Origin of the sequence: Lentzea sp. NPDC006480 (assembly GCF_040611995.1) — a bacterium.
In the GTDB taxonomy this organism is placed as follows: Bacteria; Actinomycetota; Actinomycetes; order Mycobacteriales; family Pseudonocardiaceae; genus Lentzea.
Map to the genome: position 1 here is coordinate 1 of NZ_JBEXPJ010000205.1, position 14,942 is coordinate 14,942.

Sequence of the window (14,942 nt, forward strand, 5' to 3'; positions counted from 1 at the left end):
CGATGTTCTTCGCGATGGCGGTCAACCAGGTGACCGTGGAGAAGGTGACGGCGGCCGGGCCGGGTGATGCGGGCGCTACGACAGGTCAAGCGGACCGAGCGTGTGGCGGACGTACTTGACCAGGCGGGGGTTCAACTTGAGTCGTCATCCCGATCGGTTCGTGAAACCCGCAGCGATGCGTCGCTGCGGGTTTTCGCGTCTAACGGGTCAGGTATCTGCTGGCCCAAGCCGCGAGCACCTCGGCCACGTACGCGGCGTCCGCGCGGTCGGTCAGCAGGTGGTCGGCGCCGTCGAGCGACACGAACGACTTGGGGTGGCGGGCCGCGTCGAAGATGAGCCTGGCGTTGTCGATGCCGACCAGGTCGTCCTGCGGTGAGTGCATGACCAGCAGGGCGCGGTCGAGGCCCGCGATGCACGCGGTCTGGTTCTGCTGCTTGATGTCGGCGAGGAAGTCGTTGCTGATCCGGAAGGGACGTCCGGCGAGCAGCACCTCGGCGACGCCGTGGGTCTCGATCTCGGCGGTGGACGGGCCGATCAGGTGCTCGACGTGCGCGGTGTCGGCTGGTGCGCCGATGGTGACGACGGCGCGGACCTCCGGAACGCGGTGGGCGGCGGCGAGGACGGCGGCGCCGCCGAGGGAGTGTCCGATGAGGACGCTCGGGGCGCCGGTGGTGTCGCGCAGGTGGTTGGCGGCGCAGACCAGGTCGTCGACGTTGGACGTGAAGGTGGTGTTCGCGAAGTCGCCGTCGGACTGGCCGAGGCCGGTGAAGTCGAAGCGCAGCACCGCGACGCCGCGGGCGGCGAGCTCGCGGCAGATGCGGGAGGCGGCCACGGAGTCCTTGCCGCAGGTGAAGCAGTGGGCGAAGACGGCCGTCGCGACCACGTCCCCCGCGGGCAGTTCGAGGCGGCCCGCGAGAGATTGTCCGTCCTTGCCCGTGAAGACGGCTTTCCGGTTGTCCATGTCTTCTATGGTGCGTCACGTGCGCTACCAGTACCTCGACGCCCGGCTGCGGCAGGCGTTCGACGACGCCGGGCTCGACCGCGGGCAGCGGGCACTGCTGCAGGGCGTGTTGCGTGCGCTCGACCCCGACGCGCACCTCGGGGAGCACGTGGCGGGCCTCAACAGCGCGTTCCTGGCGGTCACGCGGGCACAGACCGCGCTGGAGAGCCACGCCGCCGAGGACCAGCCGCGGTGGAACCTGTTGCGCCGCATCGTCACCACCTCGCTCGCGTGCCTGGATGCCGCCGAACCCGCGTACGCCCGCGGTGGCGCGGTCGAGCTGGCTGAGGCGCGGCGGACGCTCGGTGAGGTCGACGCGGCGATCGCGGCGGACGGGCAGAGGTTCGACCCGCAGGTCGCGGCCGCGGCGGCGCGGAAGCTGGATCCGCCGGCGCTGGAAACCGCGGTCAAACAGTGGATCACTCCACTGTGGAGCGGCGTGGAGCTTCCGTTGCGCGCCAGGATGATCGCCGAGGTCGCGGTCGTCGTGGCGGTGCACGGGCGTGACGGCAGGCATCTCCGTTCAGACCTGTTGCGGTGGCTCAAGAAGCCGGGGGATCTCGCCGAGGTGTTGTGGCCCGAACCGCGCAGGCACGTCGTGGCGCTGGTGGTCCGCGGCGCGCGGGTGTTGCGGCATTTGGACCAGCTGCTGCCGGAGGTGCGGCAGGAGCCGTTGCACCGCAACAGGTTGCCGAAGGACGACTTCCTGAAGGACGCGGTGGAGGGCTCGTCGGTGCTGGTGCGGTTGCCGGTCAACGCGGCGGACGCGCACACGGCGGCGTTGCGGGGCAGGCGGATCCTCGGCGAGGTGCTCGACCAGTACGCGGCGGGGGAGCGGCTCACGGAGCTGAACATCGCGCCGCTCTGGCAGGTCAGCGAGCCGGGCGGGCGGGTCATGCGCGGCACCGAGCATCAGCGCACGGTGAACAACGCGTATCCGCTCACCGCGTACTGGCCCGCTGAGTTGCGCAGTGCGATGCGAGTGGCCAACTTGGCCAGGCAGGTCGACGCGCCGATGGCCAGTGCGGGGCTCGCGTGGAGTGCGCTGGAGGCGACCGGGCTGGACCCGAGCAAGATTCCGTGGCTGGCGAAGGCGTGTGCGCTGCAGATGTTGCGGCAGCACCTGATCAGCCTGCACGTCGTCGTCACGAACCACGACGAGCAGCTGCGCGAGCCGTTGGACGCGCAGGTGCCGACGACCGGGGTGAAGCACCACCTGAAGTCCGTGGACGCCTGGGTGGAGGTGCTGATCAGGCACAACCGGCCGCGGGAGCAGCTCAAGGCCGCGCAGGACGCCGTGACCGCGCTCGCCGGGAACGAGGGCGGGCTGGTGCAGGACCTGGTCGAGGTGTGGCGGGCCAGGCTCGCGGACGCCACGACGCTCGCGGGGTGGCTGGCCGAACAGGAGGACACCGCGGCGGCCGTGCTGGAGTGGCTTTACGTCACGAGGAACCTGGCGTTCCACGCCGGTCGGTTCGCGACGCCGGCGGACGAGCTGACCGCGCACGCCGGGCAGGCCGTCGCGGACCTGACGCTCGAGTTCCTCGGGAACTGGCGGACCGTGGAAAGACAGCGGGGCGAGCCTGAGACGGCAGCTCTGGAGATCTACCGCAGGCTCGCCCAGCGAAAGGACCAGCTGGTGGCCCGGCTCAAGCGAGCCGGGTCCGTGCGCAGGCTCAGCGTCGAGGACATCTCCGGCCCCGACGAGAAGTGGTGGTCACGCGGCACCGGCACCGGTATCGGCAACGGTCAAAGCGCCAACTGAGACGGGACGTCAGGGCTTGGACTTGGTCAGCCAGTCCTCGACCCGGTCCGGGTTCGCCTCGACCCACCGCTTGGCCGCCTCGTCCGGCGACATCTTGTACTTCGCGATGAACGACGCGACCGTGTCCTGCTCGTCGTTGCTCCACTGGAAGTTCTGGATCAGCCGGGCGGCGGGGCCGCCCTTCTCGACGAACTTCTTGGAGGCGATCTTGTCCAGCTCGTAGCGCGGGTAGTCGCAGGCGACCTTGGCCGCGTCCGCGTCACAGCCGGCCTTGTACTCGGGCAGCTCGATCTTGACCAGCTCGATGTCGAGGTGCAGCCACTGCGGCTCGAAGAAGTAGCCGATCAGCGGCGCCTTCTTCTCCTCCGCCTGGCGGAAGGCCTTGATCGAGGCCTGCTCGCTGCCCGCGTAGACGACCTTGTAGTTGAGGTTCAGGTTCTTCACCAGAGCCTCGTCATTGGTCACGTACGAGGGGTCGCCGTCGAGCACCTGGCCCTTGCCCTCGGACTGCGGGGTGACGAACATGTTGGCGTACTTGTTGAGGTTCTGCCAGTTCGTGATGTCCGGGTAGGTCTTCTTCATCCACGGCGGCACGTACCAGCCGATCACACCCTTGTTGCCGGACGGGCCGACCCGCACGGCGGTGTGCTTCTCCTCGATGTACTTCTGCTTCAGGTCCTCGTGACCCCAGTTCTCCAGGATCACGTCGATCTCGCCGGAGTCGAGGCCCTGCCAGGCCGTCTGCTCGTCGACTTCCTTCTTGGTCACCTTGCAGCCCAGCCGCTTCTCGGCGAGGTACGCGACGACCGCCGCGTTGGCCTCGTAGCCGACCCACGGGTTGACCGCGATGGTGATGGAGCCGCAGGGCTCGGCCGGTGCTGTCGAACTTGTGCGCGGTGACGCCGTCGATCCGCTGCCACAACCGGCAATCGTCAACACGAGCGTCAATGCCAGAGCGATTCTGGGGGCTTGCACGAACAGCTCCTCGTCGAGGGGACAGCGGTGCAGGAGACCGCTCAGTTCAGCTTTTCCCGTTCGATCGATGGCAGTCAAGTCATGGGATGATTGGTTGTCCACAAAGGACTGAATTTGTATCAGCCCTTGACCGTACCCGTGTGAGGGTCGATGCTGTCGCGCATCGAGAAACGGTGTGCGCAGTCCGCAACAGCCCGCAACAAGTTCCGCAACAGGTTCGGAGTGGTTTGGCGTGGATCCCGTGATTTCGGTCAGGGACCTGTGGAAGGTGTTCGGCCCCAACGCGTCTCAAGTGGTGGCGTCGGACGAGCTGAAATCGTTGTCACGGTCGGAACTGATGGACCGCACCGGTGCCGTCGCCGCCGTGCGCGGAGTGGACTTCGACGTCGCTCCGGGTGAGATGTTCGTGGTCATGGGACTGTCCGGCTCGGGCAAGTCCACACTGGTCCGTTGTCTCACCAGACTCGTCGAGCCGACCGCGGGCGCCATCACGTTCGAGGGCGAGAACATTCTCGAGGCGGACGCGAAACGGCTGCGTGACCTGCGCAGGAACAAGTTCTCCATGGTGTTCCAGCACTTCGGCCTGCTGCCGCACCGCTGCGTCGCGGACAACGTCGGTTACGGGCTGGAAATCCGCGGGGTACCGCGGGCGAAACGCGCGGAGCGGTCGCAGGAGGTGATCGACCTCGTGGGCCTGACCGGGTACGAGAAGTCCTATCCGGACCAGCTTTCCGGCGGCATGCAGCAGCGCGTCGGTCTCGCGCGCGCACTCGCCGGCGATCCCGATGTGCTGTTCTTCGACGAACCTTTCTCGGCGCTCGACCCGCTGATCCGGCGCGACATGCAGTCCGAGGTCATCAGGCTGCACCGCGAGGTCGGCAAGACGATGGTCTTCATCACCCACGACCTGAGCGAGGCGCTGAAGCTCGGCGACCGGATCCTGATCATGCGCGACGGTCAGGTCGTGCAGGTCGGCACCGGTGACGAGCTGGTCGGCGCGCCCGCGGACGACTACGTGCGCGACTTCGTGAAGGACGTGCCGCGCTCGCACGTGCTGACGCTGAAGTGGATCATGAGGCCACCACGGCCGGACGACGACCTGGACGGGCCGGAGCTGTCGCCGGAAACCGTTGTGCGCGAGGCAGTGCGCAGCGTGTTGAGCGCGGACAAGCCGGTGAAGGTCGTGCGGGACGGCGAGCTGCTCGGCGTCGTGGCGGACGAGGAGATCCTCGGGGTCGTGGCCGGGGAGGCGTGACAATGGTTGCCGTCGCCGCCCCTCGGCAGCTTCCGCGCAAGGCGCTGATCCTGGTCGGGATCGTGCTGGCCTGGCTGGTGCTGTGGCTGCTGTTCCGCAACATCGGGACGCTGCCGCTCGACGCCTCCGCGCTGACGCCGTTGCACCGCTCGGTCAACGAGCTCAACGACGCTGTCGGCGCGTCCAGGAACTCGAACCCGCTGTTCCTGTACTTCTTCAACGAGATCCGGCTCGTCATCGACGAGTTCGTGACGTTCGTGCAGGCGTTGATCGCGCAGCCGTCGTTCGGCCGCCCGGTGCCGGTGATCGGCTGGCTCGGCGTGGTCGCGATCGCCGGTTTCGTCAGCCTCGTGGTCGCCGGGTGGCGGGTCGCGTTGCTGTCGATCGCGGGTTTCGTGTTCCTCGGTCTGCAGGGCTTGTGGCAGGAGAGCATGGACACGCTCTCGCTGACGCTGGCCGCGGTCGTGATCTCGTTGCTGTTCGGCATTCCACTCGGGATCTGGGCGGGACTGTCCGATCGGGCCAACCGGGTCATGCAGCCGGTGCTCGACTTCATGCAGACCATGCCGACGTTCGTCTACCTGGCGCCGCTGACGTTGTTCTTCCTGATCGGCCCGGCGTCGGCGACGATCGCGACGCTGATCTACGCCGCGCCGCCGGCGATCCGGATCACCGCGCACGCCATCAGGTCGGTGCCGCACAACACGGTCGAGGCGTCCGAGTCCCTCGGCGCGACCCGGAGGCAGACCTTGGTCAAGGTGCTGCTGCCGTCCGCGCGCAAGACGATCGTGCTCGGCATCAACCAGACGATCATGGCCGCGCTGTCGATGGTCACGATCGCCGCGCTGATCGACGCGCCGGGACTCGGCAAGACGGTCGTGAAGGCGTTGCAGACGCTCGACGTCGGTACCGCGTTCAACGCGGGGCTGGCGATCGTGGTGCTGGCGATCGTGCTGGACCGCGTGACGACCGCGGCGACCGAGCGCCGGAAGCTGCCGCGCTGGGCGTTGTTCGGCGGGCTCGGTGTCACGGGTGTCTGCGTGTACCTCTCGTACACCTACCTGTGGGCGGCGGAGTTCCAGTCGGACGTGGAGATCGGCAGCTCGATCCGCAAGGGCGCGACCGCCGTGACGGAGTGGGCGCAGGACTCGCTGCCGCTGATCACCGGTGGTTTCAAGGACTTCGTGACGTTCGCGTTGATCAACCCGCTGCAGGCGCTGCTGGCCGAGTCGCCGTGGTTCCTGGTGGCGCTGGTGATCGTGGCGCTGTCGTTCCTGATCGGCGGGGTTCGCCCGGCGGTCGTCTCGGCCGTGTGCCTGGGGCTGTTGATCGCGACCGGGTTGTGGCAGGACGCGATGATCACGTTGGCGTCGACGCTGGTCGCGACGATCCTGGTGATGATCCTCGGCGTCGTGGTCGGCGTGTGGATGGGCCGCAGCAGGAGCGCGGACCGGTTCATCCGGCCGATCCTCGACGCCGGTCAGGTCATGCCGGCGTTTGTTTACCTGGTGCCCATCCTGGCGTTGTTCTCCGCGTCGCGTTTCACGGCGATCATCGCGGCCGTGGTGTTCGCGGCGCCGGTCGCGATCAAGATCATCGCGGACGGCATCCGCGCGGTGTCGCCCGCGACCGTCGAGGCGTCCACGGCGCTGGGGTCCAGCTCGTGGCAGACGATCGTGAAGGTGCAGCTGCCGATGGCGCGCGGGGCGTTGACGCTCGCGGCCAACCAGGGGCTGATCTACGTGCTCTCGATGGTCGTCGTCGGCGGCCTCGTGGGCGCCGGTGCGCTCGGCTACGACGTGGTGGCCGGGTTCTCGCAGAGCAATTTGTACGGCAAGGGGCTCGCGGCCGGTGTCGCGATCGTCGTGCTGGGCGTGATGCTCGACCGCCTCACCCAGGCGGCCGCCAAGCGGTGGACCAACTAGGAGGTCTGGAAAGTGGCAAGGCACAGCGTGCTGGGAGCGGTGCTCGTCGGAGCACTCGCGCTGGCTGGTTGCGGTGGCGCCAAGGTCGGTGACACCTCCTCGGGTGCGACCGGCGACTGCGGCACGTTCAACCTCGCGGTCAACCCTTGGGTCGGTTACGAGGCGAACGCGGCTGTTCTCGCGTACGTGGCCGAGAAGGAGCTCAAGTGCAAGGTCACCAAGAAGGAGCTCAAGGAAGAGGTGGCCTGGCAGGGCTTCGGCACCGGTGAGGTCGACGCCGTGGTCGAGAACTGGGGCCACGACGACCTGCGCAAGAAGTACATCGACGAGCAGAAGACGGCCGTCAGCGCGGGCTCGACCGGGGTGAAGGGGCAGATCGGCTGGTACGTGCCGCCGTGGCTCGCGAAGGAGCACCCCGACATCCTGGACTGGAACAACCTCAACAAGTACGCGGACCAGTTCAAGACGTCCGAGTCCGGTGACAAGGGCCAGCTGCTCGACGGCGACCCGTCGTTCGTGACCAACGACGAGGCTCTGGTGAAGAACCTGAACCTCAACTACAAGGTCGTGTACGGCGGCTCCGAGACCGCGCTGATCCAGGCGTTCCGCCAGGCGGAGAAGGACAAGAAGTGGGTCATCGGCTACTTCTACTCGCCGCAGTGGCTGCTCAACGAGGTCAAGCTGGAGAAGGTGAAGCTGCCCGAGTACAAGTCGGGCTGTGACGCCGACGCCGAGAAGGTCGCCTGCGACTACCCGGACTACGACCTCGACAAGATCGTGTCCAAGAAGTTCGCCGACGCGAACGGCCCGGCGTACAACCTGGTCAAGAACTTCAAGTGGACCAACCAGGACCAGAACACCGTGGCGAAGTACATCGCCGAGGACCAGATGAAGCCCGAGGACGCGGCCAAGAAGTGGGTCGAGGCCAACGCCGACAAGATCAAGGCGTGGACGGCCAAGGCTTAACGCTCAAGCACGCAAGAAGTCGTAGGGGTCGTGGTTCCTGGACGAGAGGAACCACGACCCCTACGACTACCCCCGGCATCACCCCCAACATCACGCAGCCTGTTGCCCGTTCGGCACCTCAGGCTCGTGGCGGTGCGTCATCCGGTGCCACCACGACCGCGGCTTCCCGCCGTTGCGGTAGTACTCCCGGACGCGGCGGGCGTCGTCGCGCAGGGCAGCCTGCCGGTAGTCCATCTCCGCCTTGATCGCTTCGGGCGTCCACTCCATCAAACTCACTCCTCAGTTCGCCATCCATGTGCGCTGTCGACGAGAGTGAGATTGCTGCTGAGGGGTGGGCCCTTACATCGGAAGATCACGTAAGGCTGGCGTGCGAGACCCCTTACGCGGACGCTGAGGTGCGGCCGGGAAGGCACCCCCGCGGTTGCGTAAGGGAGTGCCTTCCCCGGCGGGCCTCACCTCGTGAAGCGCAGGGTGACCACCTGAAATGGGCGCAGGGTGATGTCCGCGGACGCGTCGTTCAGCGGCCGTTCGAGCAGATCGGTCTCCTGGATCGACTCGTAAGGGAAAGCCGTGCCGATCGTGGCGCGGGCCCGGCCGCCGTGCGCCTCGTAGAGCCGGACCACGACATCGCCGGAGCGATCGTCGGCCAGCTTGACGGCCTCGACCCTGACCGCCGGGTTGTCGGTCCGCACGAGCGGCTCCGGTGCGGTCGAGCCCTGCACGGTCCGCGGTGGCAGGTTGATGCGGTATCCGGCGTCGATGGCCTCCGGGATGCCCGCGCCGACCACGAGGGCGTAGCGGAAGCGGTGCTCGCCCTGGTCGGTCTCCGGGTCGGGGAACCTCGGTGCGCGCAGCAGCGAGAGGCGGACGGTCGTGGTGGTGCCGCCGTCCTCGCGGGTGGTGCGGGTGACCTCGTGGCCGTAGGTCGAGTCGTTGACCACCGCGACGCCGTAGCCGGGTTCGCCGACGTGCAGGAAGCGGTGGGCGCAGATCTCGAACTTGGCGGCTTCCCACGAGGTGTTGGTGTGCACCGGGCGGTGCAGGTGCCCGAACTGGGTCTCGGCGGTGGAGACCTCGGCCCGCACGTCGAGCGGGAAGGCGATCTTGAGCAGCTTCTCGCGTTCCTGCCAGTCGACCTCGGTGTCGAAGTCGACCTGCTTCGCGCCCTCTCTGAGCCGGATGGTCTGGGTGAGCACCGAGTTGCCGAACTTCGCCCGCACCACGACACCGTCAGCCGCGTCGATCCGCTCGGACGGGATCAGGTCGGCCTTCCAGTTGCGGTAGAACGGGTCGATGTCCCAGGCGTCCCACTGGTTCGGGTTGTCGCGGTGCAGCTGCGGCATGCCGGCGAACCCGTGCGGCGGCAGGACCTCGCGGTCGTGCTCCAGGTCCAGGATGGACAGGACGATGCCGTCGGCGTCGATCGTGACGCGGAGCCTGCCGTTGTCGAGCACGCCGTTCTCGGGCGCCACGAACGGCTTGGGCGCGTCGCCGCCGAGCACGTCGAAGGTGATCTCGTCGTTGCCGTCGCCCTTGATCGCGTCGATGGCCTTCGCCGTGAGCGACTTCAGCTCGTTCGCCACACGGGCGTAGGTGGCCTCGGCCTCGCGGTGCACCCAGGCGATCGAGCTGCCCGGCAGGATGTCGTGGAACTGGTGCAGCAGCACGGTCTTCCACAACGCGTCGAGCTCGTCGTACGGGTACTCGTGACCTGCCAGCGCCGCCGCGGTGGACCAGTGCTCGGCCTCGCGCAGCAGGTGTTCGCTGCGGCGGTTGCCCTGCTTCGTCTTGGCCTGCGTGGTGTAGGTGGCGCGGTGCTTCTCCAGGTACAGCTCACCCGCCCACACCGGTGCGTCCGGGTACTCGTCCTGCGCGGCCTGGAAGAAGTCGCGCGGGGGTTCGACGCGAACCGTGGGCGAGCCTTCCAGGTTCGCGACCCGGTGCGCGGTCTCCATCATCTCGCGGGTGGGGCCGCCACCGCCGTCGCCGTAGCCGAACGGCACCAGCGAACGGGAAGCCTTGGCGTGCTCGGCGAACTGGCGGGAGGCGCGGGCGAGTTCTTCACCGGACAGCGAGGAGTTGTAGGTGTCGACCGGCGGGAAGTGCGTGAAGATCCGGGTGCCGTCGATGCCCTCCCACCAGAAGGTGTGGTGCGGGAACTTGTTGATCTGGTTCCACGACAGCTTCTGGGTGAGGAACCAGCGCGATCCACTCAGTTTGATCAGCTGGGGGAGCGCGGCGCTGTAGCCGAACGAGTCCGGCAGCCAGACTTCCTCGGTCTCCACACCGAAGTTGTCCAGGAAGAAGCGCTTGCCGTGCACCAGCTGACGGGCCATCGCCTCGCCGCCGGGCATGTTCGTGTCGGACTCGACCCACATGCCGCCGACCGGGACGAACTGTCCACTGCGGACCTTCTCGCGGACCCGGTCCCAGACGTGCGGGTGGTGGTCCTTCATCCACGCGTACTGCTGCGCCTGCGAGCACGCGAAGTAGAAGTCCGGGTACTCGTCCATCAGCTTGGTGACGTTCGAGAAGGTGCGGGCGCACTTGCGGACCGTCTCACGCAGCGGCCACAGCCAGGCGGAGTCGATGTGCGCGTGGCCGATCGCGGAGACCTGGTGAGCTGATGCGCTGGCGGGCAACGACAGCACGTGTTCGAGTTCGGCGCGGGCCAGGTCGGCGGTGGCGGCGACCTCGTTCAGGTCCAGCGCGTCCATCGCCCGGTCCAGCGCGTGCAGGATCTTGTGCCGGCGCGGGTCGTGGTCCTGCAGTTCCTTCATGAGCGACTGGAGCACCTCGATGTCGAGCATCAGGTGCCAGACCTGCGGCTGGAACACCGCGAGCTCGGCCTTGAGGATCTTGTACAACGGGTCGGTGCCCGCGGTTTCCTTGTCGCCCAACGGGGTCGGCAGGAACGGGTGGAAGTCGAGGATGGTCGGGTTGCCGGCCGCTTCCAGGTAGAAGAGGACCTCGCGACCGTCGACGGGCAGGTAGGTGTTGCGCGGCTCGATGCCCTTGACGGGCTCGCCCGCCGCGTTGTAGGCGAGGCCCTCGGACTGGAAGCCGGGGCCGGGGTGGGTGAAGCCGAGGTCGAGCACGACTTCGACCTGCTTGCCCTGCCAGGCCTCGGGAACGCTGCCGGTCAGCCGGAACCAGCTGGTGCTCCAGGGCGCGCCCCAGGCGTCGCCGACCGCGGCCGGTTCGTAGGTCGCGGCGAGGGCTTCGGCGACCGGGACGGGCTCGTCCGGCACGGTCCACACGGCCAGGTCGAGCGGTGCGGTCTCGCCGTAGATCGCCGGGCGGATGCGTTCCTTCAGCGTGCGGTTGAGTCGTTCTTCCAGCAGCGCGCGTTCGTCGTGCACTAGTTCACCCCAGCTCGATCGAGGCCCGCACGCCCTTGCGCGCGAGAGTCATCCATTCGTCGAAGAAAGCGCCGCCAGGTCCCCACGAGGGCCGGTCGCCGTGCAGCTTGATCGGCGTGCGCTCGACGGGCTGTGGTGTCGCTTCGCGCACGATCCGGGCGATCGCCTCCCCGAGCGGTTTGACCTTGCGTTCCGTCGTCAGCAACCCCAACTCGTACTCGCGTTCGGGGAAGTCCACCAACGCGCGGTCCACGTCGTGTGAGCACCACCACGTGACGCCCCAGAGGTTCTGGCAGGTCAGCACGTTCGCAAGCGTTTGCTCGGCGAACGCGGGGGCTTGCTCGGCGCTGATCTCGGGCTGGGCGGCGCCGACCTCCTGCAGCCACACGGGGCGGTTCGGGTCCTTCGCGTGCGCCTTGGCCAGTTCGACCAGGTATTCGGCGTGGTGGACGCTCTCGGGCGACATCGGGCCGTAGCGCTGCGCCGTGCCGTTGAAGACCCACGAGTGCACGGTGGTCATCGCGCCCTTGTTGGCCGCGTGCTCGGGCAGGAACTCGTGCTCGCTCTCGTACCAGACGGCGTCGTACTCGGAGTGCACGTGCGGGAGTCCCGGAGCGGCCTGGTCGCACTCGGCGAGCAGGGTGTCGATCCACTCGCCGGCCTGCTGGGGCGTGCAGGGGTTCGACTCGGTGAGCAGGTTGACCTCGTTGCCCAGGGTGAAGCCGAGGAAGTTCGGCTTGTCCTTGAGGGCTTCGGCGAGCGTGCGAATGTAGAACCGCTGCCCGCTGATCACGTCCGGGTCGATGAAGATGTTGCGCTTGTGCCAGGTCTGCACCCACGACGGGTAGAAGTCGAAGCTCGACAGATGGCCCTGCAGCACGTCGACCTGCACGTCCAGGCCGGTCTCGTGGGCGGCGTCGAGCATCTGGGCGAGTTGCTCGACGGCTTTGGGACGCACCAACGCGCGGTTGGGCTGGAACACCGGCCACAGCGGGAAGATCCGCACGTGGTCGAGGCCCAGGCCCGCGATCGACTCGAAATCGGCCTTGACGTCGTCGATGGAGAAGTCGAGCCAGTGGTGGAACCAGCCGGTCGACGGGGTGTAGTTCACGCCGAAACGCACTTGGCATTCATCCCTTGATCGCGCCTTCTCCGACTCCGCGGAAGAAGTGCTTTTGCAGCAACAGGAACAGCAGGATCAGCGGGAGGACGGCGATGATCGTGCCCGCCGCCACCAGCCGCTGGTTCTGCACGAACGTGCCCTGGAGGTACGCCAGGCCGATGGTCAGCGTGTACTTCTCCTGGTCGCTCAGCACCACGAGCGGCCAGAGGAAGTCGTCCCAGCTGAACATGAACGAGAACAGCGCGACCACGACCAGCGTGCCCTTCACCGACGGCAGCGCGAGGCGGGTGAAGCGCTGCCACGCGTTGGCGCCGTCGATGACCGCGGCTTCCTCGACTTCGGCGGGGAGTGCGAGGAAGGCGTTGCGCAGCAACAGGACGTTGAGCGCGGCGATCGAGCCGGGCAGCACGACGCCGGTGAGCGTGTTGGTGAGGCCGAGGCCGCGCATCACCAGGAACAGCGAGATGAGGATGGCCTCGAACGGCACCAGGATGCTGCTGGCGAAGATCACCGCGGCGAACCTGCGGCCCTTGAACTTCAGGCGTGCCAAGGCGTATCCGGCCATGGCCGCGCCGAGGCAGTTGGTGATGACGTTGACGCTCGCGACGCCGAGCGAGTTGAGCGCGAACGACCAGACCGGCACGACGTCGGCGACCGCGGCGTAGTTGCTGAACGTCGGGTCGTCCGGGATGAAGTCGGGGACGAAGACGTCCTCGTTCGGTCCCTTGATGCTGGTCATGAACTGCCACAGGAACGGGCCGATGCTGATCGCGAGGATGCTCAGCAGCCCGAGGTAGCGCAGTGCCAGGTAGACGTGGGCGCGCTTCACAGCTGGTCCTCCCGGCGGTTGAGCTTGAGGGTGATCAGCAGCAGGCCCAGCAGGATCACGAACAGCACGAGGCTCAGCGCCGAGGCGTAGCCGACCTCACCGGTGAGGCCGCGGCCGACGGACTGGATGAGCATCACCAGGGTGGTGCTCGCCCCGCCAGGCCCGCCGGAACCGCCCGACAGCAGGTAGATCTCGGAGAACACGCGGAACCCGTTGACCGCGCTCAACGCCGCGATGAGCACCATGGTGGGGCGCAGGCTGGGCACGGTGACCGACCAGAACCTCCTGACCGGTCCCGCGCCGTCGACCATCGCGGCCTCGAGCAGGTCCTTGGGCACGTTCGCGAGCGCGGACAGGTAGATCACCATGTAGTAGCCGAGGCCGCGCCACACCGTCACGATCATCGAACTGACCAGCAGCAGCGTCGAGTCGGTGAGGAACGGGATCCTGGCTCCGCCCAACGCTTCCACGACGCTGTTCACCAGGCCGCGGCTGTCGAGCAGCCACGTCCAGATGAGCCCGACGACGACCGCGGACGCGATCACCGGCGTGAAGAACGCCGTGCGGAAGATCCCGATGCCCGGCACGACCTTCTGCGCGAGCATCGCGATCAGCAGCGGCAACAGCACCAGTGGCGGCACGACGCACACCATGTAGAGCAGGCTGTTGCGCGCGGCGACCCAGAACTTGGGGTCCTGGGCCATCCGCACGAAGTTGTCCACACCGGTGAACTGGCCGCCGCCCAGCGCGCTCGCGTCCGTGAACGAGAGCACGATCATGTTCAGGAACGGGAAGATCACGAACCCGAGGGAGACGGCCAGTCCTGGCAACAGGAACAGCCACGGCGTGTAGGGGCGGTGCGTCACTTAAGCAGCCTGTTGCATTCGTTGACGGCGTCGTCCAATGCCTGCTTCGGCGACTTCTTGCCGAGCATCGCGTCGGCCAGCTGCTGCAGCAGTGCTTCGCGCATCTGGTCGCTGAACTGCACCGGCGTGTAGTTCACCGCGGTCTTGAGCTGCTTGGCCGCCGCGACGCGCACGCGTGCCTCGTCGCTGCCGTCCTCCGTGGTGAAGTACGGGTCGTCGCCGCCCTTGCTGGTGCTCGGGAAGATCGAGGCGAGCTTGGCGAACTTCACCTGGTTCTCGGCGTTGGTGACGAACCGGCCGAACGCCAGTGCCGTCGCCTGGTTCTTGCTGCTCTTCGGCACGCTCACGCCGTGCAGGAACATGTTGGCGCTGCCCGTGTTCGTGATGGGCTTGGTGATGCCGATGTTCGCGTAGAGGCTCGGCGCGTCGGACTTGAACTTGCCGAGGTCGTACGCGCTGCCGGGGCTGAGTGCCGTCTGCTGGGCCATGAACTTCGTGCCGGAGCCGGTGTAGTTCTGCGTGAGCGCCTCGGGGATCAGCGCGCCCGCGTCGTACATCCGCTTGTAGCTCTCGACGAACTCGACGCCCTTGGGCTCGTTGAAGGTGAACTTGTCGTTCTCGAACACCTTCACCCCGTAGAGCCCGAAGTCGGCGATGGTCGGGGTCTGGCCGAGCATCGCGATCTTCTTGGTCTGGGCGAGCTTCAGGGCTTGTTCCTCGAGCTCCTTGAACGTCGTCGGCGGCTTCTCCGGGTCCAGACCGGCGTCCCGGAACAGCGCCTTGTTGTAGAACACCGGCCCGGTGTTGAGGTACCAGGGGAAGCCGTTGCCGCTTCGGTTGTCGCCACCGGCGATACCCGGCAGCTCCGCATACGGC

Annotated in this window: 12 protein-coding genes; 4 read left to right on the forward strand and 8 right to left on the reverse strand. The window is 67.4% G+C overall.

Annotated features, from left to right (window positions below):
* Positions 1-199: 199 nt before the first annotated feature.
* Positions 200-961, reverse strand: coding sequence for an alpha/beta hydrolase (locus ABZX92_RS41170; protein WP_355570907.1), 762 nt, complete (start codon positions 959-961; stop codon positions 200-202).
* A 19-nt stretch (positions 962-980) separates the two neighbouring features.
* On the opposite strand from ABZX92_RS41170, the gene ABZX92_RS41175 reads away from it, so the two are divergent.
* On the forward strand, positions 981-2,765 hold the full coding sequence (locus ABZX92_RS41175; protein ID WP_355570908.1) for a hypothetical protein: 1,785 nt from the start codon (positions 981-983) through the stop codon (positions 2,763-2,765).
* A 9-nt stretch (positions 2,766-2,774) separates the two neighbouring features.
* Here the strand turns inward: ABZX92_RS41175 and ABZX92_RS41180 are convergent, their stop codons facing one another.
* A complete protein-coding gene (locus tag ABZX92_RS41180) occupies positions 2,775-3,740 on the reverse strand; it encodes an ABC transporter substrate-binding protein (RefSeq protein WP_355570909.1) in 966 nt (321 codons plus the stop codon).
* Positions 3,741-3,972: 232 nt separating this feature from the next.
* Here ABZX92_RS41180 and ABZX92_RS41185 point away from each other — a divergent pair, with 232 nt between their 5' ends.
* From ABZX92_RS41185 to ABZX92_RS41195, 3 genes are read left to right on the forward strand one after another with little or no spacing between them, the layout of a single operon-like run.
* Complete coding sequence (locus ABZX92_RS41185) at positions 3,973-4,995, forward strand: betaine/proline/choline family ABC transporter ATP-binding protein (protein ID WP_355570910.1); 1,023 nt, start codon at positions 3,973-3,975, stop codon at positions 4,993-4,995.
* A 2-nt stretch (positions 4,996-4,997) separates the two neighbouring features.
* Positions 4,998-6,920, forward strand: coding sequence for an ABC transporter permease subunit (locus ABZX92_RS41190; protein ID WP_355570918.1), 1,923 nt, complete (start codon positions 4,998-5,000; stop codon positions 6,918-6,920).
* Between the two features lie 12 nt (positions 6,921-6,932).
* The gene (locus tag ABZX92_RS41195) at positions 6,933-7,886 is read left to right on the forward strand and encodes an ABC transporter substrate-binding protein (protein ID WP_355570911.1); all 954 of its coding nucleotides are present in this window, start codon (positions 6,933-6,935) and stop codon (positions 7,884-7,886) included.
* Between the two features lie 90 nt (positions 7,887-7,976).
* Here the strand turns inward: ABZX92_RS41195 and ABZX92_RS41200 are convergent, their stop codons facing one another.
* The 6 genes from ABZX92_RS41200 to ABZX92_RS41225 all read right to left on the reverse strand — a co-directional run.
* On the reverse strand, positions 7,977-8,153 hold the full coding sequence (locus ABZX92_RS41200; protein ID WP_355570912.1) for a hypothetical protein: 177 nt from the start codon (positions 8,151-8,153) through the stop codon (positions 7,977-7,979).
* Positions 8,154-8,338: 185 nt separating this feature from the next.
* Positions 8,339-11,248, reverse strand: a complete 2,910-nt coding sequence (locus ABZX92_RS41205) for a glycoside hydrolase family 38 C-terminal domain-containing protein (protein ID WP_355570913.1) — start codon at positions 11,246-11,248, stop codon at positions 8,339-8,341.
* Between the two features lie 4 nt (positions 11,249-11,252).
* The gene (locus ABZX92_RS41210; protein ID WP_355570914.1) at positions 11,253-12,371 is read right to left on the reverse strand and encodes a cellulase family glycosylhydrolase; all 1,119 of its coding nucleotides are present in this window, start codon (positions 12,369-12,371) and stop codon (positions 11,253-11,255) included.
* Between the two features lie 7 nt (positions 12,372-12,378).
* A complete protein-coding gene (locus ABZX92_RS41215; RefSeq protein WP_355570915.1) occupies positions 12,379-13,200 on the reverse strand; it encodes a carbohydrate ABC transporter permease in 822 nt (273 codons plus the stop codon).
* Entirely contained in the window at positions 13,197-14,066 is an 870-nt protein-coding gene (locus ABZX92_RS41220; protein ID WP_355570916.1) for a sugar ABC transporter permease, read from the reverse strand. Before ABZX92_RS41220 ends, ABZX92_RS41215 begins: the two co-directional genes overlap by 4 nt.
* A partial coding sequence (locus ABZX92_RS41225; RefSeq protein ID WP_355570917.1) for an extracellular solute-binding protein occupies positions 14,063-14,942 on the reverse strand: 880 nt, incomplete at its 5' end. The genes ABZX92_RS41225 and ABZX92_RS41220, both read right to left, overlap by 4 nt.